Genomic DNA, 25,043 nt, shown 5'->3' with positions numbered 1-25,043 from the left:
GATCAGGCCGGGGGCGCCGGGGTCTGCGGCGGGGGCGGGCCGGGGTCGCGGAAGTTCAGTACGAAGCGGGCGCGTTCGCCCTGGATGCGCCGGCGGACGTAGAGCACCGGCTCGCCGTCGGGGGTGCAGCTGACGCCCTCGCGGACCAGCAGGGGGCTCCCGGCCGGTACGCCCAGGATGTCGGCGTCGCCGATGTCGGCCCCGATGGCGCTGAAGGCGCGCCAGTCGTACTCCAGGGTGATGCCCGCGCTGTCGGCCAGGGTGCGGACCAGGTTCTCCACCGGCCCGGGGGCTGCGAGTTCCCGGGGCAGCAGGGCGGACGGCATCCAGTAGGTGCTGATGCCCCAGGACTCCGGGCCGATGGAGAACACGCTCTCCACCCGGGACAGGACGGCGACGGGCCGGCCCAGATGGCGGGCCGCCTCCTCATCGGTGGTGGCGGTGCCCGCGGGCAGGGCGGCGGTGATCGTCTCCTGCACGTCCATGCCCTGTCCGGCGGTGGATTCGGGCAGCGAGGTGTGCGTACTGCCCATGTCGAACCGCTGGCTGCGGGGGTCGACCGCGATCGACACCCGGGCGACGGGCGGGCGCACGAAGGTGCCGACGCCCCGGCGGATCTCGATGGTGGCGGCCCGCTCCAGCTCCGCGACGGCCTCACGGACGGTCAGCCGGTTGACGCCGAACTCGGCGCACATCTCGGGCTCGCTCGGCAGCCGGGAGCCGGCCGGGAACTCTCCGGCGTCGATGCGTTCCTGGATGAGTCGGGCCAACTGCAGATAGCGCGGACTGGTCCTTCGGTGGTTCGGCACCCCTGGATAGTACGAAGCCCCGCGGGCCGTCCGGGACGGGGATCCGGCACCGCCGGGCGTCGCGACCCGGTCATTTCACCGATGTTCATGCGCCGGTCACCCGCAGGGCCGGACAGTCGCACCCAAGGCATCTAGACATCTAGATGTCTCCCCGTGGAGCCCTTTTCCGGGCGACGACGGCGGTGACGACCAGACCACCGACCGCCCCCGCACCACCCGTGAGGTCCCCGTGCCCCTGCTGAACTTCCGCGACCCCGCTCTGACGGCCGATTCCCACCGTAACCGGATGTGCCCCGGAATCCTCTTCCGCTCCGCGCGGCCCTTCCCGGTCGCGGATCAGGACACCGTCCGCGAACTGCTGGCACGGGACGTCCGCACGATCGTGGACCTGCGCGGCGGCACCGAGCGCTCGGACGCGGACTGGGCGGCGGCCGAGGAGGCCGGCATCCGGGTCCGGTGGGCCCCGCTGGACGCCACCGCCGAAATGGCGACGATGGACCCCCGCTCGCTGCGCACCGCCGAAGACCTCGGCCGCTTCTACCTCACCCTGGCCGAGAGCTCGCCCGGGGCGATCGCGGACGCGGTCACGGCGGTCACGGCCCCCGGCGCGGCCCTGGTGCACTGCGCCGCCGGCAAGGACCGCACCGGGCTGATCACCGCCCTGCTGCTCGACCTGGCCGGCGTCCCGGCGGACGGGATCGCCGACGACTACGCCCGCACGGCCGAGGCCCTGCCCCGGATCTTCTCCGCGCTGGCCGGCACCACGGGCCTCGGCGCGCTCAACGCCAAGGACGCGGCCGCGAACACCGGGAGCGCGACGGCCCACGGCGGCCAGGAGATTCCGCCCGCGCTGCTGGAGGCACCCGCCGGGGCGATCCGCGCCTTCATGGACGGCATCCGCGCCCGCCACGGCGGCACCGAGGAGTTCCTGCGCGGCTGCGGTGCCGACCCGGCCGTGATCGCCTCGTTCCGGACCAAGGCCGCCCCGGCCCGGCAGTCCGTCCCCGCCGCCCCTTCCGGGCTCTGACACCCCGCCACCGAGCAACAGCCCCCAGGGACACAGACCATGACCGAAACCAGGCCGAAGGCGCCCGTACCGAAGACGCCCGTGCCGGACGCCCCCGTACCGAAGACGCCCGTGCCGGACGTCCCCGTGCCGGACGCCCCCGTACCGAAGGCGCCCGTGCCGGACGAGCTTGCGGCGGACATCAGGCCCACCGCGCCGCGCCGCCTCCTCGTGACGCTGATCGTCACCGAGCTGATGATCACCTTCGCGCTCGCGACGCCCCTCGTGGCCACCCTCGGCCTCAAGGTCCAGGAGATCGCACCCGACCGCAAGGAACAGGTGCTCGCCACCGTCATGGCGGTGGGCGCCATCGCCGCCCTGCTGCTCAATCCCGTCTTCGGACATCTCTCGGACCGCACCACGGGCCGCTTCGGCCGGCGCAGGCCGTGGATCGCCGGCGGTCTCGTGGTGGGACTGCCCGCCGGAGCGGTGATGGCCACCGCCCACTCGACCACCCAGCTCGTCCTCGGCTGGCTCCTCGCCCAGGCCGCCTACAACGCCGCGCTCGCCGCACTCTCCGCCGTGATCGCGGACCGGGTGCCGCCGGCGCAACAGGCCACCATGTCCGGGCTGTTCGGCGCCGCCGGATTCGCCGGGGTCGTCCCCGGGCTCGTCCTGGTCGGCACGATTCCCGGCAACACCACCGCACTGTTCCTGATCCCTGCGGCGATCGGCGCCCTCGGTGCCGTACTCGCCTGGCTCCTGCTGCGCGAGCCCGCCGTCCCCGGCGACGCGGCCCGCACCGGGAAGGCGGTGAACCTGCGCAGCGTCCTCGGCAGCCTGCTGTTCGACCCGCGCACCTCCCCGGCCTTCACCGTGGTGTGGTGCCAGCGTTTTCTGCTCCAGTTCGCCAACGCACTGATCGGCGCCTACGGGCTGTACTTCCTGATGGCCCGGCTGGACATGTCGGTCTCCGAGGCCGCCGCACTGGTCTCCGCCACCGGCCTGGTCTCGCTGGCCGGGAACGTGCTCGCCGCCGCCGTCTTCGGCCGGGTCGCCTCGCGCACGGGCGCCTACCGGGCGCTCGTCGTCGGCTCCGGAACACTGATGACCACGGCCATGGTGATCAAGATGTTCTCCGCGTCCGTGTGGCCGGTCTATCTCGCCACCGCGGTGGCCGCCGTCGGACTGGGCGCCTTCTACGCCGTCGACCTCGCCCTGGTCCTGCGGGTGATGCCGGACGGCGGCGACTCGGCCCGCTACCTGGGGGTGTTCAACATCGCCAAGGCGCTGCCCCAGACCCTCGCCCCGGTGCTCGCCCCCGTGCTCCTGGCCCTCGGCAGCGACCCGGTCGGGGCGTCGGCGGAGAAGAACTACTTCGCGCTCTTCCTCGGCGGCGCCGTCGCCGCACTGCTCGCCACCGCCCTGACCCCGCTGATCCGGCACCCGAGGCTCGTCCGTGACTGACCGCCACCGCCCGACAGGAGACCGCTCCGTGCCCGAACGCGTACGCCATCACGACGGAACACTCTTCCGCGACCTGAACCACAACGGCACCATGGAGCCGTACGAGGACCCGAGGCTCCCGGTGGAGGACCGGGTCACCGATCTGCTGGCCCGGATGACCCTGGAGGAGAAGGCCGGTCTCCTGTGCCACGGGCGGATGCTCGCCGGCGACCGGGGACCGTACCGCTCCGGCGCGGAGCTGATCGGCGAGCGGCACATCAACCACTTCGCGATGATGCAGGTGCCCTCCCCGGGGGAGATGGCCCGCTGGAACAACCACGTCCAGGACCTTGCCGCGGCCACCCGCCTGGGGATACCCGTCACCCTCTCCTCCGACCCCCGGCACGGAGTCGTGTCCAACCCCGCCACCGGCCACACCGGCGGCGGATTCAGTCCGGGCCCCGAACCGATCGGGCTCGCCGCCACCGACGACCCCGCCCTGGTCGAGGAGTTCGCCCGCGCCGTCGCCGGCGAACTGCGGGCCGTCGGGATCCGGCTGGCCCTGCACCCGATGGCGGATCTGGCCACCGAACCGCGCTGGGCCCGGATCAGCGGCACCTTCGGCGAGGACGCGGACCGCGCCGGACGGATGCTGGCCGCCTACGTCCGGGGCATGCAGGGCGACTCCCTCGCATCCGGTGTCGCCTGCATGACCAAGCACTTCCCCGGTCACGGCCCCCAGGCGGACGGGGAGGACTCGCACTTCGCCCGCGGCAAGTGGCAGGCGTTCTCCGGCAACAACCTCGAACAGCACCTGAAGCCCTTCGAGGCGGCCCTCGGAGCCGGTACCGCACAGATGATGACCTGCTACTCGATCCCCGGCGGCAGCGGACTTCCGGAGGTCGGCGCGAGCTTCAGCCGGGAGGCGATCACCGGGCTGCTGCGCGAACGCCTCGGCTTCGACGGCGTGGTGTGCAGCGACTTCAACGTGCTCACCGGCCTGGACATCCCGGGGCTGGGGGAACTGCCCCCGCGCAACTGGGGCGTGGAACACCTCTCCCTCACCGAACAGCTGCTGAGACTGCTGGACGCCGGGGTCGACCAGCTCGGCGGCGAGACCAGGACCACCCTGCTGACCGATGCCGTCCTGGACGGATCGGTGACGGAGGACCGCATCGACGCCTCCGCCCGCCGCATCCTGCGCGACAAGTTCCGGCTCGGCCTCTTCGAGGACCCCTATGCGGACCCCGAGGCCGCCGAGGCGCTCGTCGGCAGCCCCGCGACCCGCGAGCTGGGCCGGCGGGCCCAGCGCCGCTCGCTGGTCCGGCTCACTCCCCGCCGCGGCGCGCTGAACCGGATCCCGGCGTCGCCCGCCGTGTACGTGGAGAACGTGGACCCGGCCGTGGCGGCCCGCTACGCCCGGGTCGTCGACCGCCCCGAGGAGGCCGACCTCGCCGTCGTACGGCTCCAGGCCCCCTACGAGCGGCGGGAGTCACCGCTGGAGCGGCACTTCCACTCCGGCTCCCTGGAATTCCCGCCCGAGGAGATCCGGCGGCTGGAGGCGCTGTGCGCCACGGTGCCCACCGCCGTCGACGTCTTCCTCGACCGCCCCGCCGTCCTCACCGGGCTCTCCTCCGCCGCCGCCCTGCTGACCGGGAGCTTCGGGGCTGACGACGATCTGGTGCTGGACGTCGTGTTCGGGCGCCGCGACGCGGAGGGGGTGCTGCCCTTCGACCTGCCGTCCTCGATGGCCGAGGTCGAGGCCTCCTTCGGGGACGTCCCGTTCAGCATGCCGAACCCCCTGTTCCGCTGCGGCCGTCGCGCCGGCGGCTGACCGAGGGGGCGGAACCGGCTTCCGGGCGAACCCGCGGCGGTCCGCCCGGAAGCCGGAACGCGCGCCGGTCAGGCCAGCAGCCCCGCCAGCCCCTCGGTGCGGGCCAGGCGCTCCAGCTCGTCCAGCGCCCGCTGCGCCGCCCCGGCCGCCGCCGGATCGCGTCCGGCCAGCCCGCTCTCCTCGAACTCGTCCTCGTCCAGCCGCAGTACGGACGAGCCGTCCGCCGACACCCACAGATCCAGGTCCAGGTCCTCCACCAGCAGCTCCCCGTCCCGCAGCACCGCGGGTCGGGTGATGTCGCAGTACCAGCCCTTGAGCCGGCCCGCGCCGGTGCGGACCTCCTTCACGGCGAACCAGCGGTCGCGCCAGTAGTGCTCGGTGAACACATCGCCCGGCTCGAACCGCACGAAGCCGAAGTCACGGACGCCCGGCGCCGCCCACGGCGCGCGCACCGTCACCCGGACCCCGTCGTCGCGTACCACGTCCGCGGGATACCGGATCTTGGTCCGCCCGGCCTTCACCAGGGCGACCACCACGGCGGCCTCAGCCGAGCTTGCGGACATGGCGCACATTCGTGGCACAGATCTCGTAGCCGAACCATCGGTTGACGGCCAGCATCGGTGCGTTGTCGGCGTCGTTGGCGGTGTACGCGTCCGTGTATCCGGCGGCGCGCGCCCGGTGCAGCGAGTCGTTCTTGGCGAGCTTGGCCAGGCCCCGGCCGCGGTACGCCCTGCGGGTGCCGGTCATCCCCGACCAGTAACGGCTCAGGCCGTCGGTCTCCGCCGCGCTGAACGCCGCCACCTCGCCGTCCGCCACCACGACCGAGGTGAGTTCGCGGTCGAGCCCGGGAGCACGCCAGGTGTGGTTCAGCCAGTCCTCGTAGTCGTCCAGCACGGCCGGGGTGTCGCTCGGCTCGTCGGCCGTGGTCTCGGCGTCCGCCTCGAAGAGCGGACGGGGGTCGTCCGCGAAGTCCGCGGCGGTACGCAGCTCCACGCCCGGCGGCGGCTCCTGACGGGGCGGCAGCGCTCCGTCCGCCAGACCGAGCCGGGAGAAGTACGCCGACCGGCTCGGCACATAGCCGCGACTGTCGGCGAAGGCCCGGTTCGACGGGGTGTCGAGCACCCAGGTGTAGACCGTGGTCGCGCCCTCCCGCGCCAGGTGCTCCTCGGCCGTGCGCACCAGCAGCGCGCCCGCGCCGAGCCCGGTGCGGTCCGGGTGCGTGTACGTGTTGCAGAAGCCCTGGCCGGGTTCGGGGCTGTCGTGGGCGAGGCCGGCCTGCGCGGTTCCGACGAGCTCCCCGTCCACCTCGGCGACCAGCATCCGGTAGCGCTTGCCGGGGTGGGCGGAGGCCAGCCGGAAGACGACGGACTCGGGGGTCGTCACCACATACGGCAGGGCGGCCCGCCAGACCCGTACCCAGCCTTCCGCGTCGGCCGGGAGGAAGTCACGAACAATGACAGTCATGGGCCGGACGTTACGCGGGGGCCGCAACCGGCCGCCCCCGAATTTCCGACGCCGCGGCGGACGTGGGGGAGAATCGGCGCGTGACCCTGAAGATCGTTCTTGATCCGGACGCCGGTACCGCCCCGTACGAGCAACTGCGCACGCAGATCTCCGAACTGGCCCGCTCCGGCGCGCTGCCCGTCGGTTTCAGACTTCCGACGGTACGCGGCTTCGCCGAGGAGCTGGGCCTCGCCGCCAACACCGTCGCGAAGGCGTACCGCGCGCTGGAGGCCGACGGGGTGATCGAGACCCGCGGCCGCAACGGCACGTTCGTCGCCGCCGCCGGTGACGCGGCGGACCGTCATGCGGCCGCCGCGGCACAGGAGTACGCGGACCAGGCGCGGCGGCTGGGCCTGTCCCGGGACGAGGCACTGTCCCTGGTGCGCGACGCGGTACGCGCGGCGTACGGGACGGACTCAGCCGGGACGTGACGGACCGAGCCGGGACGGGGCGGCGGGCCGGCCGGCTCAGAGGTACAGGCCCGCGTCCGCCCCGGACTCCTGCTTGGGCACCGAGGCGGGACCGCTGCCGCGCCGCAGCGCGTACAGCTCGGCGAGCGTCGCGCCCTCGCGGCCGAGCCCTTCCTCCGTGCCCAGCCAGGTCACCGCCTCGTTGCGGGTCAGTGACCCGACCTCGATCCTGGCGAGGCAGCGGCCGGGCCTGACCACGGCCGGGTGGAGCCGCTCCAGATCCTCGTTGGTGGTGACGCCCACCAGCACGTTGCGTCCCTGGCCGAGCAGCCCGTCGGTGAGGTTCAGCAGCCGGGACAGCGCCTGGCCCGCGGTGTGCTTGGCCTCGCCGCGGATCAGCTCGTCGCAGTCCTCCAGCAGCAGCAGCCGCCACCGGCCCTTGGCCGTGCCCTCGTCCTCGCCGATCGCGATGTCCATCAGATAGCCGACGTCGTTGAAGAGCCGCTCGGGGTCGAGCACGCAGTCGACCTGGCACCAGTCCCGCCACGAGCGGGCCAGCGTGCGCAGCGCGGACGTCTTGCCGGTGCCCGGCGGGCCGTGCAGCAGGAGCAGCCGGCCCGCGATGTCGTCGGGCGTCACCTTCATCAGCCGGTCCATGGCATCGGCCACCGGCGCCGTGTAGTTGCCCCGGACCTCGTCCCAGGTGCCGGCGGAGATCTGCCGGGTGGTGCGGTGCGGGCCGCGATGCGGGGAGACGTACCAGAAGCCCATCGTCACGTTCTCGGGCTGGGGTTCCGGCTCGTCCAGGGCGCCGTCCGTCGCCCGTTCGAGGATCCGCTCGGCCAGCTCCGGACTGGTCGCGGTGATCGTGATGTCGGCGCCGCGGCTCCACCGTGAGACGAGCAGCGTCCAGCCGTCGCCCTCGGCGAGCGTGGCGCTGCGGTTGTCGTCGCGGGCGGTGCGCAGCACCTTGGCGGCCGGCGGCAGCAACGTCGCCCCGGCCTTGACGCGTTCCAGCGAGGAGCTGTGCGAGTACGGCTGCTCGCCGGTCGCGAAACGGCCGAGGAACAGCGCGTCGACCACGTCGGACGGGGAATCGCTGTCGTCGACGGTGAGCCGGATCGGCAGAGCGGACTCAGGGGTGGCGGACATGGCGCCCATGATCCGGCACGGGGATACCCGGCGCACCCGGGTTTCACTGTCTTCCTCCCCCTTTTCCGGCAGCGGCACCGGACATGACGGGCGCTCAAGGGGCGCGTGGGGGAGCTCGGCCCTGCAAAGAAAAAGTTGGCATGCACACTACCGGCGAGGGTGCCGGTGCTGCTACCACGGTCTCGGCGGACCGGGCGGAGATCCCGCCGGTCGGCCCCAGGGAGGTTCCATGAAACTGTCCAGACTCGCGACGCTCTCGTCCTCGCTCCTGCTCGGTGCCGTACTCGCCCTGACCGGTGCGGCCGCCGCCGGTGCCGCCACCTCCGTCCGGGCCGTCGACTACGTCGCCCTCGGCGACTCGTACTCCTCGGGTGTGGGGTCCGGCAGTTACGACAGTGCCAGTGGCGGCTGCAAGCGCAGCACCAAGGCATATCCCGCCCTCTGGGCCGCCGCCAACTCGCCCGCCTCGTTCTCCTTCACCGCCTGCTCGGGTGCTCGTACGGGTGATGTGAAGGCCGGTCAGCTCGGCCCGCTGAACTCCTCGACCGATCTGGTCTCGATCTCCATCGGCGGCAATGACGCGGGCTTCGCCGATGTCATGACGACCTGTGTCCTCCAGTCGGAGGCCACCTGCCTCGACCGGATCGCCACGGCCCGCGGCTATGTCGAGTCCACCCTGCCCGGCAACCTCGACTCGGTGTACACGGCGATCCACGCCAAGGCGCCGTCCGCCCGTGTCGTCGTGCTCGGCTACCCCCGCTTCTACAAGATCGGCGGCAGCTGCGCCGTCGGCCTGAGCGACAAGGTGCGCACCGCGATCAACGGTGCGGCCGACCTTCTCAACTCGACGACCGCCAAGCGCGCGGCCGACCACGGCTTCGCCTTCGCCGATGTCGCGGGGAAGTTCACCGGTCACGAGATCTGCTCCGGCAGTGTCTGGCTGCACAGCGTGAACTGGCTGAACATCGGTGAGTCCTATCACCCCACCGCCGCCGGACAGTCGGGCGGATACCTGCCCGCCTTCGGTTCGGCGGCCTGATCCCGCCGGCCCGTGCGCCGGGCCCCGTCCGCGCGCCGGTCGGGCGGGAGGCCCCGTTCGCAGGGGTCTCCGTCCGGCGTGGTGCCCGGACGGCCCGCGGTCCCGGTGCGGGACCGCGGGCGGAGCGTCTTCGTCCGTTTCCGTTCTGTCCAACTCGCCCTGAAATCGGGCAGATTCACGAGTGAGGTGTCAACCTCCGTATGTGTGTGCGTAATCCCGCCACCGGGATACACGAGTGTCGTCGCGGGGCGATAGGGTTAACCTGCCCGGGCCGGGTGCCCTCGTACGGGTGGGGAGTGACATGGAACAGATAGCGATGCGGAGCAGGCCGCGTGTGCCTGCCATCACATGCGGGAGCGGTGCGACGAGTTCGCGCCTCGACCGCCATCTCGCGGTGCTCGGCGGACCTGCCGTGCCACAGCGGGAGGCTGCGGAGGCGACCCTGCTGATGCGCGAGCTCACCTCGCGCGATGCCGCCCACCGCCGTCGGAGCAAGAGTGCGCGGGTCTCGCTCTTCGCGCCGCTGCGACGGCTGAGGCGTTCGCTCTTCGGCAGCCGCCGCTGACCCGACGGCCCGTCACGACCGCTCGACCGGTCCACCGCCCGGGCTCCCCGGCCAGGGTCCGTCGCCCGGCCCCCCGCTCGGGGCCGCGGTGACCGCACCGTCCCGGCGCTGCGCTGCTGTACGCCCTCCCGTCATCCCCAGGGCCCGCGGCAGCGCTTCGGTGTGTTTGCGGGGCATCGGAGGGCGACGGCCGGGACCTTCGGAAATACTTCGGCGCCGAAGCACTTCTAGACTGTATGCATGTCCGGAAAGCGAGCCGCGCGACTGAGCCCCGACGAACGGCGGGCCCAGCTGGTCGCCATCGGCCTGGACATGCTCACCGACCGCTCGCTGGACGAACTCTCCACGGACGACGTGGCGCGGCGGGCCGGGATCTCACGCGGGCTGCTCTTCCACTACTTCGACTCCAAGCGCGACTTCTACCGCGCCGTGGTGCGGCAGGAGTGCGACGACTTCGTCGCGGCCACGGAACCGGACCCCTCGCTGGGGCCCGTTCCCTGGCTGCGATCGTTCATCGCCGGTTTCGTGCGGTACGTGCTGGAGCACCGCAGGGTCTATCTCGCCCTGGTCCGCGGTGCCGCGGGCAGTCACCCCGCGGTGGAGGACATCGTCGAGGCGACCAGGGACACCCTCGCCCGGCGGGTGGCGGAGGGGCAGCGCCGGCTCGGGATGCCGGACTCACCGCGGCTGGCCGTCGCCGCCCGCGCCTGGACGGCGTTCGCGGAGGAGGCCGTGACCAGCTGGCCGCGCGGTGGGCCGGACGTACCGGGCGAGCTGGGGGCCTTCCTGGAGTCGAGCTTCATCAGCCTGCTCGGCGCCCTGGACCGGCCCTGCGCGCTGCCCCGGTGAACGGGCCGGTGACGGTCACTCGCCGCCGCGCGCGTACCGGCGTACGGACAGCGGGACGAACACCGCGAGGAGCACCGCCGACCAGGCGAGCGTCCCGGCCACCGGGTGGGTGACCGGCCAGGCGGCGTCGGCGGCCGGGGACGCGTTGCCGAACAGGTCCCGGACGGCCGCGGCCACGGCGCTGATCGGGTTCCACTCCGCGATCGTGCGCAGCCAGTGCGGCAGATTGCCGGTCGGGATGTACGCGCTCGACAGCAGTGGCAGGACGAAGGTGGTACTGCCCAGCTGTCCGGCCGCCTCCTCGTTGCGGATCAGCAGGCCCAGCCAGCAGCCCACCCAGGACGTGGCGAAGCGGAACAGCAGCAGCAGCCCGAAGGCGCCCAGGGCGGCGAGCGGGCCGCCCTCGATCCGCCAGCCGACCGCGAGCCCGACCAGCACCAGCGGGACCAGGCCGACGGCCGTGGTCAGCAGATCGGCGGCGGTCTGGCCGAACGGCACGGCGGCCCGGCTCATCGGCAGCGCGCGGAAGCGGTCCATCACCCCGCGATGGCAGTCCTGCGCGGACTGGAACATCCCGGTCATGATGCCGCCCGCCGCCGTCGCGGCCATCAGGCCCGGCACCAGGAACGCCCGGTACTCCTGGCCGGGCACGGCCAGCGCACTGCCGAAGACGTACCCGAAGAACAGCAGCATGGTGATCGGCATGGTCTGGGTCAGGATCACCACGCCCGGGGCAGCCTTGATCCGCTGCAGATGGCGGCCCAGCATGGCCAGGCCGTCGGCGACGGGGGTGCCGGCCGCGGACGTGGCGGGCCGCTCGTGGACCGGTGTCGTGCTGCTCATGCTGCCGTCTCCTTCACGGGCGGGGAGGTGCGGCCGTCGCCGCGGTCGGTCAGACGGAGGAAGACCTCGTCGAGCGTGGGCGGGCGCAGGCTCGCGTCGACCAGCGGCACGCCCGCGGCGTCGAGTTCGCGGACGATGCGCGGGAGGGTGAGCGTGGCGTCGGTCGCGACGGCGCCCACGGTGCGGCGCTCGTGGTCGAGCACCGGTTCGACGCCGGTGAGCTGGTCGAGCACGCCGGCCGCCGGGACCAGCGCCGACTCGTGGGCGACCACCACCTCGGCGTAGCTGCCGATGCGGGACTTCAGCTCGGCGGGGGTGCCGCGGTGGGCGGCCCGGCCCCGGTCGATCAGCACGATGTCGTCGGCCAGCTGATCGGCCTCCTCCAGATACTGCGTGGTGAGCAGCACGGTCGTGCCCCGGCCGGCCAGCTCCCGTACCGCCGCCCAGATCTGGTTGCGGCTGTGCGGGTCGAGGCCGGTGGTCGGCTCGTCCAGGAAGAGGACCCGCGGGCGGGTCAGCAGGCTGGCGGCGAGGTCGAGGCGGCGGCGCATGCCGCCCGAGTAGGTGCGGGCCGGGCGGTCGGCCGCCTCGGCCAGCTCGAAACGCTCCAGGAGCTCGTCGGCGCGGGTGCGTGCCGAGCCGCCGCGGAACCGTTGCAGCCTGGCGAAGAGCCGCAGGTTCTGCCGGCCGGAGAGCTCGCCGTCGACCGAGGCGTCCTGCCCGGTGACCCCGATGGCGGCGCGCACCGCGCCGGCCTCGCGCACCACGTCGTGGCCGGCCACCCGGGCGCTGCCGCCGTCCGGCGCGGTCAACGTGGTGAGCACCCGGACGGCGGTGGTCTTGCCCGCGCCGTTCGGCCCCAGCACTCCGCAGACGGCACCCTCGGCGACCGCGAGATCGAGCCCCCGCAGCGCGTGGACATCGCCGTATCGCTTCTCCAGACCTTCACTAAGTACAGCGTACGTAGTTGTCATGCGGCCCACCGTACCGCACTACGTACGGTGTACGTAACTACGATGGTGGGCGAGGTGATGATCGATGGTGGGGCGACCCGCTGTACCCGAAGTGATCTGGGCCCGCCCCGAGCGTGCGGGCCGGGGCCCCCGGCCCGCGTTCAGCCGGGCGGACATCGCGGCGGCGGCCGTCCGTATCGCCGATGCGGAGGGCTTCGACGCGGTGTCGATGCGCAAGGTCGCGGCGGAGCTCGGCTGCGGCACGATGTCGCTCTACAACTACGTGCCGCGCAAGGAGGATCTGTACGAGCTGATGCTCGACGCGGTCAGCGGCGACTACGAATTCCCGGAGCCGTCCGGCGACTGGCGCGCCGACCTCGTCGCGCTCGCCCACCAGACCCGCGCGATGATGCACCGCCACACCTGGGTGCCCCGGCTGATGTCACCCGTGTACGGCTTCAGCCCGAACTCCCTGCGGTACCTGGAGTACGCGCTCAGCTGTCTGGACGGGGTCGACGCGCGGTTCGGCGAGAAGATGGAGCTGATCGCCATGGTGAACGGCGTGGTCACCACCTATGTGGCCAACGAGATCGCCACGGCGGAGCGCAGCCGGTCGCTGCCCTGGACCGAGGAGCAGGAGCACGAGGCCCGCACCGGCTATCTGATCAGCCAGATCGCGACCGGGAAGTATCCCCGGATGGCGGCGGGGTTCGCCGAGGACTCCGGGCCGATCGATCTGGACGGGGTCTTCGACCGGGCGCTCCACCGGGTGCTGGACTCCTTCGCCCGGTAGCCCCGCCCGGTGTCCACTCACAGCAGCGCGAACTGTCCGTCCGGGCCCTCCTCCTGATGACCGAGCACCGAGGCGGGCCGCCGGGCGGCGGTCGCGACGGGCAGCACGCCCGCCGCCCGGAGCTCGGCGGCCGTGATCCCCGGCCCGTCGGCCAGGACCTCCTGGCGGGGGCGGAGTGCGTCGAGCAGGGCGAGCAGGGTGATCAGTTCCAGCAGCTGGGAGGTCCACTCCTGGGGCCAGGCGTGCGGCCGGACCGCCTCCAGGCCGTCCATGTCCAGCGCGCCCGCCGCCGACCGCCGCCCGAACCAGAGCTCCAGCATCCGGACCCCGCCCACCCGGAACCCCCACGCCCCGGGCGGCACGGGCGAGATGCGGCCCGTCCCCACCGTGAGCGTCTCGCTGTCCGGGTCGTACGCCAGGCCGTCCGGTACGGGCGGAACCGCGGCCCGCACATAGGGCCGGCGCCCGCCGGGCAGCCGTGGGCGCTCCGTGCCGCGCGCACCCCGCAGTTGCAGCCGCAACAGCTCCTGGCCCAGCTCCACCCCGGCCGTCCAGCGCGCGGTGTCGGCGGGCAGCGGGACCACGCAGCCGGCCGGCGAGTGGCGGGCCGCCGCGAGCGCCCAGGCCAGCACGGCACGGGCCGTCACCGAGTCCCCGTGGCGGGCCCGCAGCAGGGTCAGCAGCCCGGGGGCCAGATTGGGCTCGCGGCCGTCCGGGCGCCGGAACAGCGGCCGGATCCGGCCGGGCCGGCCCGCCGGGGAGTGGCCGTCCGGCAGCAGTGCCGTCACGGACAGGGCGGGCCCGGTGTCCCGGGGCACGTACCCGTGCTCCACGGCGAAGAGCTGGTGCCCGTCGGCGACCCGCCACAGCTCGGGGCGGGCGGCATCGATCAGCCGGTGGTCGGGGAGCAGCCACTGCTCGTCGAACGGGCCGTGCGCGATCCGTACCGGCTCCGGGCACGGCCCCTCCTCGCGGGCGAACCGGCCGGTGCCGGTGGCCTGTCCGGGCAGCGCCGCCACCGGGGTCCGCGGGGTACGGGAGCGGGTCGCCCGGAACAGCCGCTCGCGTTCGTCGTCCGGGGCCCGTACCAGCCGGTCCCAGCGCGCCCGGAGGGAGGCGGCGTCGGGGGCGATCACCCAGGGGCGGCCGGTGCGCAGCGGCCGTACGGACCAGGGCATCAGCTCGTCCAGGAGCGGGGCTCGCGTGTCCCGGGCATCGTCGCAGCCGCCCGCCGCCCGTGCCGCCACCGTGTCGTCCTCCCCGTCGCCACGTCCGCCCGCCCTCCCGGGCATCGTAGCCGCGCCCCGCGGCACGGGGCAGTGCGTCAGTGCGCCTCCACGGTGACCGAGAAGGAGAACCGGTCGCCCCGGTAGCGGATCCGCGCCACGTCGGCCACCCGGCCGCCCTCGTCGTACGTCACGCCCGTGTAGAACAGGATCGGGCTCAGCAGCGGGACCTGGAGGAGTTCGGCGGTGGCCGGGTCGGCGAGGCGCGCCTCGACCGTGTCGGTGATGCGCGAGATCTGGACACCGACCCGGTCGCGCAGCACCTTGGTCATCGGCCAGCGTTCGAGATCGGCGACGTCCAGACGGGCCGCGATGTCGGGACGCACCACGTTCTCCGCCCAGTTGGTGGGCTCGTCGCTGTCGCCGTCGCGGCGCAGCCGGCGGTAGCTGACCAGCTCCGCGCAGTCGGGGAAGTACTCGGTGAGCTCGTCCGGCACGGCGACCGGGCCGTGGCCGAGCACCGCGGTCCGCTCGCCCGACTGCTGGGCCACGATCGCGTCGATCGAACCCAGCAGCCGGACCGGCGACACCCGGCGGGCGCGCGGCTCGATGAACGTGCCGCGCCGCCGGTGCCTGCTGATCAGCCCTTCGGTCTCCAGCTCCTTGAGCGCCTGGCGCATCGTCAGGACGCTGACGCCGTAGTGCGCGGCGAGCTGCTCCTCGGTCGGCAGCCGCGCCGAGGCGTCCCTGGCACGGCCCAGTATCGAGGCGCGCAACGACTGCGAGACCTGGTACCACAGCGGCAGCTTGCGGTTCAGGACCAGTGAGTCGGGGGCGAAGGCCGGCCCCGGGGGGATCTTGGGCGTCTGAGGCACCTGGGGGCCTTTCGTTCGGACCGGGCCGGACCGGGGACGGTTGCCCGGTCGCCTACGGCCGGAAGTTGCGGCTCAGACCCTGCCACACGTCGTCGTAGCCGTGCTGGAGATGGCCGGCGCCGGCCGCCTGCTCCGTCGCCGTCACCGGCCAGCGGGTCTCGAACATGAAGGCGAGGCCGTCGTCGATCTTCTGCGGCTTCAGCTCCGCCTCGCTGGCCCGGTCGAAGGTCTCCCGGTCCGGGCCGTGCGCCGACATCATGTTGTGGAGCGAACCGCCGCCCGGGACGAAGCCGCCCTTGCCCGCCGTCTTCGCGTCGTACGCGCCCTCGATCAGGCCCATGTACTCGCTCATCACATTGCGGTGGAAGTACGGCGGCCGGAAGGTGTCCTCGCCGACCAGCCAGCGCGGCGCGAAGACGACGAAGTCGACCCCGGCCAGACCGGGCGTGTCGGACGGCGACGTCAGCACCGTGAAGATCGACGGGTCGGGGTGGTCGTAGCTGATCGAGCCGATGACGTTGAAGCGGTGCAGATCGTAGACGTACGGGGTGTGGTTGCCGTGCCAGGCGACCACGTCGAGCGGGGAATGGCCGTACGTCGCCGACCAGAGGTTCCCGCAGAACTTGTTGATCACTTCCACCGGGCGGTCGTCGTCCTCGTACGCGGCGACAGGGGCGAGGAAGTCCCGGGCGTTCGCCAGGCCGTTGGCACCGATCGGGCCGAGGTCGGGGAGGGTGAACGGCTGGCCGTAGTTCTCGCAGACGTAGCCGCGGGCGGTCGCGTCCAGCAGTTCCACGCGGAACCGGACCCCGCGCGGAATCAGGGCGACATGCCCCGGCTCGGCGCGCAGCAGGCCCAGTTCGGTACGGAGCAGCAGGCCGCCGTGTTCCGGGACGATCAGCAGTTCGCCGTCCGAGTCGCTGAACACCCGGTCCGTCATGGACGAGTCGGCGTGGTAGAGGTGCACGGCCATGCCGGTGCGCTGCGTCGCGTCGCCGTTGCCGCCGAGGGTCCACAGGCCGGCCAGGAAGTCCGTTCCGGCCGCGGGCTCGGGAAGCGGATCCCAGCGCAGCCGGTTGGGGTCCGGCACGGACTCGGTGAACGGGGCGGTGCGGATCGCGCCGTTGCCGATCCGGACGAACGGCGGGTGCGCGGCCGACGGGCGGATCCGGTAGAGCCAGGAACGGCGGTTGTGGGCGCGCGGTTCGGTGAACGCGGAGCCGCTCAGCTGCTCCGCGTAGAGCCCCAGGGGTGCCCGCTGGGGGGAGTTGCGGCCGTGCGGCAGTGCGCCCGCCACCGCCTCCGAGCTGTGCTGATTGCCGAAACCGGCGGAATGCTCCAGCGCTTCCGCCGTCTTCCTCGCCTGCTCGATGCCGCTCATGTGCGCTCCCGGTGCCGAAGGAATCCTATGGGTAACCGTAGGAATCGAATGGGGGTGAGTCAACGGCATCTGTGACGCACCCGGGTGTCCGGCGGTTCAAATGCGTGGTGCGCAGGGGGGTTCCAAAAGTTGAACAATGCTCTACTCTCCCGCACATGTCGTGGACACGAAGACTTTTGGTGGTTCTGGCGGCGCTCGCCGCCGCCCTCCTCGCGGCCCCGGCCGCCCAGGCGCACGAAGAACGTCCGGTCACCCTGCCCGACGGGACCGGCAGCGTCCCCGTGTACCGCACGGGCGAGCCCGACCTGCTGGTCTGCAAGAGCGACCGGGCGGACTTCGAGCGCCGGGTGTCCGGCTTCCCGGAGGCGCTGCGGACCCGGAACCTGAAGCTCTTCGAACGGTGCCGGAAGTCCGGCTACCGGCACCTGCAACAGGCCGTCGACGCGGTGGACCGGCCCGGCATGAACATCGCCGTCCTGCCCGGCCTGTACGAGGAGGAGCCCTCGCTGCCCAAGCCGACGGGGGAGTGCACCCGGCTGAAGGCGCCCAACTCCCAGCTCGGCTACCAGATCCTGTCGTACGCCCAGCAGGCGCGGTGCCCGCACAACCAGAACCTGGTGGCGATCCTCGGCAAGAAGGACCTCCAGATCGAGGGCACCGGCGCCGAGCGCACGGACGTGGTCATCGACGCCAAGTACCAGAAGCTCAACGCGATCCGCGCGGACGGCTCCGACGGGATCTACTTCCGCAACTTCACCGCCCAGCGCACCACCTTCAACTCCCTGTACGTCCTGGCCCAGGACGGCTTCGTCATCGATTCCGTCCTCACCCGGTGGAACGACGAGTACGGCTTCCTGACCTTCGCCAGTGACCACGGGCTGTACAAGAACTGCGAGTCGTACGGGAACGGCGACTCGGGCATCTACCCGGGGAGCGCGTCGAACATCAACGACGGCTACGGCTACGACGTGCCGCGCTACTCCATCGAGATCACCGGCTGCCGCAGCCACCACAACATGGTCGGCTACTCCGGCACCGCGGGCGACTCCGTCTACGTCCACGACAACGAGTTCGACCACAACATGGGCGGCGCCTCGATGGACAGCGCCTTCCCCGGCCACCCCGGACTGCCACAGAACCACGCCCGCTTCGAACGCAACCTGATCCACGACAACAACGCCGACTACTACCCCTACGTCGCCGACGGCACCTGCGCCAAACCACCTGTGGACCGCGGCTACGAGGAGGGCGTCGTCTGCCCGCAGATCTCCATGCCGCCCGGCTCCGGCATCATCACCGCGGGCGGCAACTGGAACCGGTACGAGAACAACTGGATCTACGGACAGAAGCGCGCCGCCTTCGTCCTGACCGCCGTTCCCGCCTTCATCCGCGGCGAGGGCGCGCTGTCCAAGCAGACCGACACCTCGCACCACAACCGGTACGCGGGCAACCACCTCGGCAAGGACAAGGCGGGCAACTCCCGGCCCAACCGCACCGATGTGTGGTGGGACGGCCAGGGCGAGGGCAACTGCTGGCAGTCGGACGCCGGTCCGTCCTCCCCGCGTGCCCTGCCGGCCTGCGGTGCCGGGCGCGGCTCGGTGACCGGGAACACCGACCGGCTGGTCGGCGAACCGGTCAAGCTCGCTCAACTGCTGGTCTGCGCCGACTACAACGTGCAGGCGCGCCGGCTGCCGGCCGGCTGCGACTGGTACGGGGCGCGGGGCATCCAGCGCATCGAGGTGCAGGTGGCGCTGACGGTCGCGGTGGTGCTCGCGCTGGTCGGCGGGGTGCTGTGGTGGCGCAGACTGCGCGGCAGCCGGCTCGCCACGGTGGTCACCGGGCTCGGTCTGATCGGCCTCGCGCTCGATGTGGCCGGATCGACGATGGGGCTGGCCGCCTCCTACGTGCCCGCGCTGGCGCTGCTGCTGACCGGGGTGTGGTGGACCGGGACCGGTCTGGTGCTCCGGCGGGAGCGGCCCTGGCTGGGCTGGACCACGGTGGTGCTGGGCGGGCTCACGCTGCTGGACGCCGTGGACAAGGCCGTGTTCATGATCCCGTGGATCCCGCTCAGCCCGGCCTGGGTGCGTGGACTGCTCGGCGTGGTCTGGGTGGTGTGGGCCGTGATCGCCGCCGCCCGGCACGGCGAGCGCGATGCCTCGGACGCCCCCGGTACCACGGGTTCCGCGCAGGCTGCCGCCCCCGCCCCCGCCTCTGCCCCTGCCCCGGAAGGAGACGCGTCGTGAAGCGTTCCCACAGGCCCCTGCGGACCGCCCGACCGCGCCGCACCGTCCGACCCGGCCGGACCGCCCGGCCCGTCGTGGCCGCGGTCACCGCGCTCACCGCGGCCGCCCTCGTGTTCGGGGCGAGCGCCTGCGGCGGGCGGGCCACCACCCACCACAAGCCCGGCACCAGCCATGAGCAGGCCGGCGGCAGCGTCGGCCGGCTGCTCACCGCCGACGACGGCTCCGGCAACCGGCTGCGCCAGGTCGACGCCGAGGGCGCCCCCTCGGTGACGGTCGCCGTGCGGCCGGACTCGGAGGACGGCTGGAACGTCCACCTCACCGTACGGAACTTCCGGTTCACCCCGGACAGCGTGGGCGGCGCCGCGCTCCTCGGACGCGGCCACGCCCGGCTGTTCCTCGACGGCCGCCCCCTCGCCCGGATGTACGGCTCCTGGTACCACCTTCCCGCCTCCCTCGTCCGCGGCGCGGGAAAGGGCGGCACCGAACTCACCGCACGGCTCTACGCCGACGACCACACCGCCTGGGCCGTGAACTCCGCCCCCGTCCAGGCCACCACCTCCCTCTCCGAGGCCACATCCGCCCCCGGGAAGACCGGAGCCGCAACACCCCGGCCCGACACGACACTCGTCGAGATCACCGTCTCCCACGGCAAGGTCAGCCCCGAACCCGGCCGCACCGAGATCAAGAAGGGCCGGACCGTCCAGCTCCGGGTGCGCAGCGACCGCGCCGACCACCTCCACGTCCACGGCTACGACAAGGAAGCCGCCCTGCCCGCGGGCAGGACCGTCACCCTGACCTTCACCGCCGACCGCAGCGGGCTCTTCGAGGTCGAGACCCACGAGTCCGACCTGCTCCTGACCCAGCTCGTCGTACGGTGAGCGTCCTCGCCCACGGCATCGGGGCCCAGCACGACCTTCCGCTGTCCCCCTTCTACGCCTTCGCCGGCGCCTTCGCCGCCCTCTTCGTCTCCTTCCTCGCGCTCGGCCTGCTCTGGTCCGCCTCCCGGTTCCGCGGCGACCGGGCGGGCCGGCCGGTCCCGTCCGCCCTCCAGCGCCTCGCCGACGCCCGCCCCACCCGTATCGCCCTGCGGGCACTCGGCCTCGCCGCCGCCCTGTACGTCACACTCCAGCTCCTCCTCGGCCCCGACGACCCGGACCGCAACCCGGCCCCCGGCGCCGTGTACGTACTCCTGTGGGTCGGACTGGTCCCCGCCTCGCTCCTCCTCGGCCCCGTCTGGCGGCTGCTCAACCCACTGCGCACCGTCCACCTCCTCGTCCGCCGTGCCATGGGACGCGACCCCGCCGCGGGCCGCCCCCTTCCCGTACGGCTCGGGCTGTGGCCCGCCGCCGCCGGGCTCCTCGCCTTCACCTGGCTCGAACTCGTCGCCCCCGATCCCGCGTCGGCCGACGCCCTCCTCGTCTTCCTCGGCGGCTACGCCGGCGTCCACCTCGCGGGCGCCGCCCGGTACGGCGCCGGATGGTTCGACCGGGGGGACGCCTTCGAGGTCTACTCGGGGCTCCTCGCCCGGCTCTCCCCGCTCGGCCGCCGCCCCGCCGACCGCCGCCTCGTGTTCCGCTCCCCGTTCAACGGACTCGACGCCACCCCGCCGACCCCCGGACTCGTCGCCACCGTCTGCGTCATGCTCGGCTCCACCGCCTACGACGGCTTCTCCGACGCCCCGTCCTGGATCACCACCGTCCAGACCTCGTCCCTGGGCCGCACCACCACCGCCACCCTGGGACTCCTGGGCGCCGTCGCGCTCGTCGCCGCCCTCTACACCCTGTGCGCCGGTGCCGTCCGGCTGATCTCCGGCCGGCTGCACCACCCCCTCACCGCCTTCGCCCACTCGCTCGTACCGATCGCCCTCGGCTATCTGATCGCCCACTACTTCACACTCTTCGTCACCGAGGGGCCACGCACGGTCATGGTGGCACTCGGCGCCGACAACCCGGCCCCGCCCGAATCGCCCCTGGGTCCCGGTGGTGTCGCCACGCTCCAGGTCGCCGCGATCGTCCTCGGCCACGTACTCGGCGTCATCGCCGCCCACGACCGCTCCGTACGCCTCTTCCCGCCCGGCCGCGCCGTCGCGGGACAACTCCCGCTGCTGGTCCTGATGATCACGTACACCATCGGCGGTCTGTCGCTGCTCATCGCCTGAGAGCCGCGCCGGAAACCGGGCGGCCACCCACCCGCCGGGCATCCGGAGAACCGGCGGCCACCCGGCCGCCGGGCACGCGGAACCCACCGGCCATCCGCCGCAGAGGAGACCCACGGCATCATGGAGCCCGTGCCCCATGCGAACACGAACCTCCGCCGCGCCCCCGTACAGCAGCGCAGTGCCGAGCGCCTCGCCCGGATACTCGACGCCTGCGCCGAACTCCTCGACGAGACCGGCTACGAGCAGCTGTCCACCCGCGCCGTGGCCCTCCGCGCAGGGGTGCCCATCGGCTCCGTGTACCGGTTCTTCTCCAACAAGAGGGCGCTGACCGACGCGCTGGCCCAGCGCAATCTGGACAGCTACGCCGAACGCATCACCGGCCGCCTGGCCGCCATCCCGGCCACGGACTGGCGCAGCGCCATCGATGCCGTGCTGGACGAATACCTGGCCATGAAGCGCTCCGTGGCCGGATTCGCCCTGGTCGACTTCGGCGCGGTGGCCCCCGAGGAGGACCCCGCCAACGCCGCCAACCAGCGGGTCGCCGGCCGGCTCGCCGAACTGCTCGCCGGGCATCTGGGCGGCGCCCCCGACGAGGATCTCTCGCGCACCGTCCTGGTCTGCGTCGAGGCCGCCGACGCCCTCCTCCAACTCGCCTTCCGTACCGATCCGTCGGGCGACCGGGCCATCGTCGCCGAGACCCGCATCATGCTCCGGGCCTATCTGGCACGCGTGCTGGAGTGACCGCGCAGGCACCGGCGGCCCGTTGTGCTCCCTCGGTGACCCCCGCGTTGACCTGGGGTTTTGCTCGTATTGCTCGCATGTCAACGTCTTGTTAACGCTTCGAATCGCGCCCTAACGTCATCCGCACCGCCGAGTCCGGCGGGAGTTCAAGGGTGAGCGATAGGTGTCCACATGCTGACAATCCTCGGCTTCGCCATGATTGCGACCTTCCTGGTCCTGATCATGCTGAAGAAGATGTCGCCGATCGCGGCGTTGGTCCTGATCCCCGCGCTGTTCTGCGTCGCGGTCGGACAGGGCGCGAAGCTCGGTGACTACGTCATCGACGGCGTCGGCAATCTGGCCCCGACCGCCGCGATGCTGATGTTCGCCATCGTCTACTTCGGTGTGATGATCGACGTCGGCCTCTTCGACCCGATCGTGCGCGGCATCCTGCGCTTCTGCAAGGCCGACCCGATGCGGATCGTCGTCGGTACGGCGGTGCTCGCCGCCATCGTCTCCCTCGACGGCGACGGCTCCACCACCTTCATGATCACCGTCTCGGCGATGTATCCGCTCTACAAGCGCCTCAGGATGAGCCTGGTCGTGATGACCGGCGTCGCCGCCACGGCGAACGGCGTCATGAACACCCTCCCCTGGGGCGGCCCCACCGCCCGCGCCGCCACCGCGCTCAAGCTGGACGCGGGCGACATCTTCGTACCGATGATCCCGGCGCTCGGCATCGGCCTGGTCGCCGTACTCCTCCTCGCCGTCGTGCTGGGCCGGCGCGAGCGCAAGCGCCTCGGCATGCTCACCCTCGACGAGGCGCCGGCCACCGGCACGGCCGTGGAGCCGGAGACCGTGCTCGTCGGGGCGGGCGGGAGCGGCGACCGCATCCGCAGGAACTCCGGCGGAGCCGGAACGGGTGTGGGCACGGGAGCGGGCGGCGACGCGGCGGAGCACCGGGCCACGGACGAGGACACGGACACGGACGAGGGCTTCAAGGGCCTGGACCCGGACCGGGCCACCCTGCGCCCGAAGCTCTACTGGTTCAACGCCGGCCTCACCATCGCCCTGCTCACCGCGATGATCATGGAACTGATGCCGATCCCGGTGCTCTTCCTGCTCGGCGCGGCCCTCGCCCTCACCGTCAACTTCCCCCACATGCCCGACCAGCGGGCCCGGATCGCCGCCCACGCCGACAACGTCCTCAACGTCTCCGGCATGGTCTTCGCCGCCGCCGTCTTCACCGGCGTCCTCTCCGGCACGGGCATGGTCCAGCACATGGCCGACTGGCTCGTCGGCGCGATCCCCGACGGCATGGGCCCGCACATGGCGATCGTCACCGGCATCCTCAGCATCCCGCTGACGTACTTCATGTCGAACGACGGCTTCTACTTCGGTGTCGTCCCGGTGCTCGCCGAGGCGGGCGCCGCCCACGGGGTCTCCCCGCTGGAGATCGCCCGCGCCTCCCTGGTCGGCCAGCCCCTGCACATGTCGTCCCCGCTGGTCCCGGCCGTCTACGTACTCGTCGGCATGGCGAAGGTCGAATTCGGCGACCACACCAGGTTCACCGTCAAGTGGGCGGCGCTCACCTCGCTGGTGGTGCTCTGCGCCGGACTCCTGTTCGGCATCATCTGACCGTGCGCCCCCTCCAGGAACCCGGCAGGAGCTGGCTGCTGCGCCTCGTCATCGCCTTCACCTTCGCGCAGGGGGCGGTGTCGATGGCGCGGCCCGCCGTCTCCTACCGGGCTCTCTCGCTCGGTGCGGACGAGCGTGCCATCGGCGTGATCACCGGGGTGTACGCGCTCCTCCCGCTCTTCGCCGCCGTACCGCTCGGGCGCCGGACCGACCACGGCCGGTGCGCGCCCCTGCTGCCCTTCGGCGTCGTGCTGATCGCGGGCGGCTGCGCCCTGAGCGGCCGGGCCGGCTCGCTGACCGCGATGGCGGCCTGGAGCGGGGTGATGGGTCTGGGCCACCTCTGTTTCGTCATCGGCGCCCAGTCGATCGTCGCCCGGCAGTCCGGACCGGCCGAACAGGACCGCAACTTCGGGCACTTCACCATCGGAGCCTCCCTCGGCCAGCTCATCGGACCGATCGCCGCCGGGTATCTGATCTCCGAGCGGGACGGCGCCATGGCCCGTACCAGTGCACTCGCCCTGCTCGTCGCGGCGGCCGTCGTCGCCGTCTCCCTCGGCTCGCTCCGGCGCATCGAGCACCGCTCCGCACCCGCCGCCCACCGGACGGAGCCGGCCGCGAAGGTCCCCGTCGGCCGCATCCTGCGGGCCCGCGGGGTTCCGGCCGGGATCTTCATCAGCCTCGCCGTGCTCTCCGCGACCGACATCCTCACCGCGTACCTGCCCGTCGTCGGCGAGCACCGGGGCATCGCCCCCGCCACCGTCGGCCTGCTGCTCAGCCTGCGCGCCGCCGCCACCATCGCCTGCCGGCTGGTGATGACGCCGATGCTCCGGGTCCTCGGCCGCACCGCGCTGCTCACCACCACCTGCCTGCTGGCCGGGGTGCTGTGCGCGGGCATCGCCCTGCCCGTCCCCGTGGCGGTGCTGGCCGTGATGCTCGCCGTGCTCGGCTTCTGCCTCGGCGTCGGGCAGCCGCTCTCGATGACCACCGTCGTCCGGGCCGCCCCGCCGGAGGCCCGCTCCACCGCGCTCGCCCTCCGCCTCACCGGGAACCGCCTGGGGCAGGTCGCGGCCCCCGCCTCGGCCGGACTGATCGCCGGGGTGGCGGGCACCGCGGCCCCCTTCGTCATGCTCGGCGCCCTCCTCCTCGCGGCGGCGGGGCTCGGCGTACGGAGCGGTCGGCGGGAGGAGAAGGCCGGTACCGCCCCGCACGTACCGGCACCGCCGCGGCCCCGGCGGCATCCCACCGACCGGAACCGTGCCTGACCCCCGCCGACGCCCGGCCGTTGACCTCAAGTCCACTGGAGGTCGTACGTTCCTCCCATGAGCATGGAAACCACAGCGTGGACACAGCTCCACAACGTCATGAACGCGCAAGCGGACCGACGCCCCTTCGACCGGAACACCCTGCGGCGCATCGCCGCGTTCGCCCGCCCGCACCGGCGCCGGGTCGCCCTCTTCCTGGTCCTCAGCGTGGGGGCGGGGGGGGGCGGCGGCGCCCCCCCCCCCCCCCCCCCCCGCGGGCGGGAAACCCCACGTTTACCGCGACCCGGGGGGCGCCCGCACCCCCGCCTGCCACCGGCTAGCCCGGTTCGCCCGCCCCG

General features: G+C 72.7%; 23 protein-coding genes. 14 read left to right on the top strand and 9 right to left on the bottom strand.

Annotated features, from left to right (window positions below):
* Positions 1–2: 2 nt before the first annotated feature.
* On the bottom strand, positions 3–809 hold the full coding sequence (locus ACGF8B_RS17325) for a GntR family transcriptional regulator (protein ID WP_392739161.1): 807 nt from the start codon (positions 807–809) through the stop codon (positions 3–5).
* Between the two features lie 229 nt (positions 810–1,038).
* Here ACGF8B_RS17325 and ACGF8B_RS17320 point away from each other — a divergent pair, with 229 nt between their 5' ends.
* Genes ACGF8B_RS17320 through ACGF8B_RS17310 form a run of 3 tightly spaced genes read left to right on the top strand, consistent with a single transcriptional unit; the run spans position 1,039 to position 5,095 of the window.
* Positions 1,039–1,836, top strand: a complete 798-nt coding sequence (locus ACGF8B_RS17320; protein WP_392739159.1) for a tyrosine-protein phosphatase — start codon at positions 1,039–1,041, stop codon at positions 1,834–1,836.
* Between the two features lie 39 nt (positions 1,837–1,875).
* Positions 1,876–3,282: an MFS transporter gene (locus tag ACGF8B_RS17315; RefSeq protein WP_392739158.1), complete on the top strand. Its 1,407-nt coding sequence runs from the start codon at positions 1,876–1,878 to the stop codon at positions 3,280–3,282.
* 28 nt (positions 3,283–3,310) lie between these two features.
* Positions 3,311–5,095 (top strand): glycoside hydrolase family 3 protein, encoded by a 1,785-nt coding sequence (locus tag ACGF8B_RS17310; protein ID WP_392739156.1) that lies wholly within the window; start codon positions 3,311–3,313, stop codon positions 5,093–5,095.
* Between the two features lie 68 nt (positions 5,096–5,163).
* On the opposite strand, the gene ACGF8B_RS17305 is transcribed toward ACGF8B_RS17310, so the two are convergent.
* Both ACGF8B_RS17305 and ACGF8B_RS17300 read right to left on the bottom strand, forming a co-directional pair.
* The gene (locus ACGF8B_RS17305) at positions 5,164–5,658 is read right to left on the bottom strand and encodes a DUF402 domain-containing protein (RefSeq protein ID WP_392739154.1); all 495 of its coding nucleotides are present in this window, start codon (positions 5,656–5,658) and stop codon (positions 5,164–5,166) included.
* Positions 5,639–6,559, bottom strand: coding sequence for a GNAT family N-acetyltransferase (locus ACGF8B_RS17300; protein WP_392739152.1), 921 nt, complete (start codon positions 6,557–6,559; stop codon positions 5,639–5,641). Before ACGF8B_RS17300 ends, ACGF8B_RS17305 begins: the two co-directional genes overlap by 20 nt.
* Before the next feature lie 80 nt (positions 6,560–6,639).
* On the opposite strand from ACGF8B_RS17300, the gene ACGF8B_RS17295 reads away from it, so the two are divergent.
* Positions 6,640–7,029, top strand: coding sequence for a GntR family transcriptional regulator (locus tag ACGF8B_RS17295; RefSeq protein ID WP_392739150.1), 390 nt, complete (start codon positions 6,640–6,642; stop codon positions 7,027–7,029).
* Between the two features lie 36 nt (positions 7,030–7,065).
* Here ACGF8B_RS17295 and ACGF8B_RS17290 read toward each other — a convergent pair whose 3' ends face one another.
* On the bottom strand, positions 7,066–8,160 hold the full coding sequence (locus ACGF8B_RS17290; RefSeq protein ID WP_392739148.1) for a DUF5925 domain-containing protein: 1,095 nt from the start codon (positions 8,158–8,160) through the stop codon (positions 7,066–7,068).
* A gap of 229 nt (positions 8,161–8,389) precedes the next feature.
* On the opposite strand from ACGF8B_RS17290, the gene ACGF8B_RS17285 reads away from it, so the two are divergent.
* From ACGF8B_RS17285 to ACGF8B_RS17275, 3 genes are all read left to right on the top strand, one after another.
* Positions 8,390–9,199: an SGNH/GDSL hydrolase family protein gene (locus ACGF8B_RS17285; protein ID WP_392739146.1), complete on the top strand. Its 810-nt coding sequence runs from the start codon at positions 8,390–8,392 to the stop codon at positions 9,197–9,199.
* Between the two features lie 301 nt (positions 9,200–9,500).
* Positions 9,501–9,764 carry a hypothetical protein gene (locus tag ACGF8B_RS17280; protein WP_206433474.1) on the top strand — a complete coding sequence of 88 codons (264 nt, stop codon included), beginning with the start codon at positions 9,501–9,503 and terminating at the stop codon, positions 9,762–9,764.
* A gap of 240 nt (positions 9,765–10,004) precedes the next feature.
* The gene (locus ACGF8B_RS17275; RefSeq protein WP_392739144.1) at positions 10,005–10,613 is read left to right on the top strand and encodes a TetR/AcrR family transcriptional regulator; all 609 of its coding nucleotides are present in this window, start codon (positions 10,005–10,007) and stop codon (positions 10,611–10,613) included.
* Positions 10,614–10,628: 15 nt separating this feature from the next.
* Here the strand turns inward: ACGF8B_RS17275 and ACGF8B_RS17270 are convergent, their stop codons facing one another.
* Positions 10,629–11,381 carry an ABC transporter permease gene (locus ACGF8B_RS17270; RefSeq protein ID WP_392739303.1) on the bottom strand — a complete coding sequence of 251 codons (753 nt, stop codon included), beginning with the start codon at positions 11,379–11,381 and terminating at the stop codon, positions 10,629–10,631.
* Positions 11,382–11,452: 71 nt separating this feature from the next.
* Complete coding sequence (locus ACGF8B_RS17265) at positions 11,453–12,430, bottom strand: ATP-binding cassette domain-containing protein (RefSeq protein WP_392739142.1); 978 nt, start codon at positions 12,428–12,430, stop codon at positions 11,453–11,455.
* 64 nt (positions 12,431–12,494) lie between these two features.
* Here ACGF8B_RS17265 and ACGF8B_RS17260 point away from each other — a divergent pair, with 64 nt between their 5' ends.
* Complete coding sequence (locus tag ACGF8B_RS17260) at positions 12,495–13,202, top strand: TetR/AcrR family transcriptional regulator (protein ID WP_392739141.1); 708 nt, start codon at positions 12,495–12,497, stop codon at positions 13,200–13,202.
* 17 nt (positions 13,203–13,219) lie between these two features.
* Here ACGF8B_RS17260 and ACGF8B_RS17255 read toward each other — a convergent pair whose 3' ends face one another.
* The 3 genes from ACGF8B_RS17255 to hmgA are packed head-to-tail and all read right to left on the bottom strand — an operon-like array spanning position 13,220 to position 16,684.
* Positions 13,220–14,494: a type ISP restriction/modification enzyme gene (locus ACGF8B_RS17255; RefSeq protein ID WP_392739139.1), complete on the bottom strand. Its 1,275-nt coding sequence runs from the start codon at positions 14,492–14,494 to the stop codon at positions 13,220–13,222.
* 32 nt (positions 14,495–14,526) lie between these two features.
* Positions 14,527–15,303 (bottom strand): GntR family transcriptional regulator, encoded by a 777-nt coding sequence (locus tag ACGF8B_RS17250; protein WP_392739137.1) that lies wholly within the window; start codon positions 15,301–15,303, stop codon positions 14,527–14,529.
* 52 nt (positions 15,304–15,355) lie between these two features.
* The gene (hmgA, locus tag ACGF8B_RS17245) at positions 15,356–16,684 is read right to left on the bottom strand and encodes a homogentisate 1,2-dioxygenase (protein WP_392739135.1); all 1,329 of its coding nucleotides are present in this window, start codon (positions 16,682–16,684) and stop codon (positions 15,356–15,358) included.
* Between the two features lie 155 nt (positions 16,685–16,839).
* Between hmgA and ACGF8B_RS17240 the strand changes: the two genes are divergently transcribed.
* From ACGF8B_RS17240 to ACGF8B_RS17215, 6 genes are all read left to right on the top strand, one after another.
* A complete protein-coding gene (locus ACGF8B_RS17240; RefSeq protein ID WP_392739133.1) occupies positions 16,840–18,927 on the top strand; it encodes a right-handed parallel beta-helix repeat-containing protein in 2,088 nt (695 codons plus the stop codon).
* A 74-nt stretch (positions 18,928–19,001) separates the two neighbouring features.
* Entirely contained in the window at positions 19,002–19,805 is an 804-nt protein-coding gene (locus ACGF8B_RS17235; protein ID WP_392739301.1) for a hypothetical protein, read from the top strand.
* Positions 19,802–21,085, top strand: coding sequence for a hypothetical protein (locus ACGF8B_RS17230; RefSeq protein WP_392739131.1), 1,284 nt, complete (start codon positions 19,802–19,804; stop codon positions 21,083–21,085). The genes ACGF8B_RS17235 and ACGF8B_RS17230 overlap by 4 nt, the downstream gene beginning before the upstream one ends.
* Before the next feature lie 120 nt (positions 21,086–21,205).
* On the top strand, positions 21,206–21,826 hold the full coding sequence (locus ACGF8B_RS17225; protein ID WP_392739129.1) for a TetR family transcriptional regulator: 621 nt from the start codon (positions 21,206–21,208) through the stop codon (positions 21,824–21,826).
* A gap of 171 nt (positions 21,827–21,997) precedes the next feature.
* Positions 21,998–23,443 carry a CitMHS family transporter gene (locus tag ACGF8B_RS17220; RefSeq protein ID WP_392739128.1) on the top strand — a complete coding sequence of 482 codons (1,446 nt, stop codon included), beginning with the start codon at positions 21,998–22,000 and terminating at the stop codon, positions 23,441–23,443.
* Positions 23,440–24,705: an MFS transporter gene (locus ACGF8B_RS17215; RefSeq protein WP_392739299.1), complete on the top strand. Its 1,266-nt coding sequence runs from the start codon at positions 23,440–23,442 to the stop codon at positions 24,703–24,705. Before ACGF8B_RS17220 ends, ACGF8B_RS17215 begins: the two co-directional genes overlap by 4 nt.
* Positions 24,706–25,043 lie beyond the last annotated feature (338 nt).

The sequence above is a fragment of the Streptomyces sp. NPDC047917 genome (assembly GCF_043204345.1).
Taxonomy (GTDB): domain Bacteria; phylum Actinomycetota; class Actinomycetes; order Streptomycetales; family Streptomycetaceae; genus Streptomyces; species Streptomyces sanglieri.
The sequence above is the reverse complement of the archived record's forward strand: the minus strand, read 5'-3'. Positions and strand labels throughout refer to the sequence as shown.

Bases quoted from the DNA above. Each gene is read 5' to 3' on its own strand.
- ACGF8B_RS17275 (WP_392739144.1), top strand. From the start codon at position 10,005: ATGTCCGGAAAGCGAGCCGCGCGACTGAGCCCCGACGAACGGCGGGCC.
- ACGF8B_RS17285 (WP_392739146.1), top strand. From the start codon at position 8,390: ATGAAACTGTCCAGACTCGCGACGCTCTCGTCCTCGCTCCTGCTCGGT.
- ACGF8B_RS17225 (WP_392739129.1), top strand. From the start codon at position 21,206: ATGGAGCCCGTGCCCCATGCGAACACGAACCTCCGCCGCGCCCCCGTA.
- ACGF8B_RS17270 (WP_392739303.1), bottom strand. From the start codon at position 11,381: ATGCTGGGCCGCCATCTGCAGCGGATCAAGGCTGCCCCGGGCGTGGTG.
- ACGF8B_RS17305 (WP_392739154.1), bottom strand. From the start codon at position 5,658: ATGTCCGCAAGCTCGGCTGAGGCCGCCGTGGTGGTCGCCCTGGTGAAG.
- ACGF8B_RS17300 (WP_392739152.1), bottom strand. From the start codon at position 6,559: ATGACTGTCATTGTTCGTGACTTCCTCCCGGCCGACGCGGAAGGCTGG.
- ACGF8B_RS17265 (WP_392739142.1), bottom strand. From the start codon at position 12,430: ATGACAACTACGTACGCTGTACTTAGTGAAGGTCTGGAGAAGCGATAC.
- ACGF8B_RS17260 (WP_392739141.1), top strand. From the start codon at position 12,495: ATGGTGGGGCGACCCGCTGTACCCGAAGTGATCTGGGCCCGCCCCGAG.
- hmgA (WP_392739135.1), bottom strand. From the start codon at position 16,684: ATGAGCGGCATCGAGCAGGCGAGGAAGACGGCGGAAGCGCTGGAGCAT.
- ACGF8B_RS17290 (WP_392739148.1), bottom strand. From the start codon at position 8,160: ATGTCCGCCACCCCTGAGTCCGCTCTGCCGATCCGGCTCACCGTCGAC.
- ACGF8B_RS17315 (WP_392739158.1), top strand. From the start codon at position 1,876: ATGACCGAAACCAGGCCGAAGGCGCCCGTACCGAAGACGCCCGTGCCG.
- ACGF8B_RS17240 (WP_392739133.1), top strand. From the start codon at position 16,840: ATGTCGTGGACACGAAGACTTTTGGTGGTTCTGGCGGCGCTCGCCGCC.
- ACGF8B_RS17255 (WP_392739139.1), bottom strand. From the start codon at position 14,494: ATGCCCGGGAGGGCGGGCGGACGTGGCGACGGGGAGGACGACACGGTG.
- ACGF8B_RS17220 (WP_392739128.1), top strand. From the start codon at position 21,998: ATGCTGACAATCCTCGGCTTCGCCATGATTGCGACCTTCCTGGTCCTG.
- ACGF8B_RS17280 (WP_206433474.1), top strand. From the start codon at position 9,501: ATGGAACAGATAGCGATGCGGAGCAGGCCGCGTGTGCCTGCCATCACA.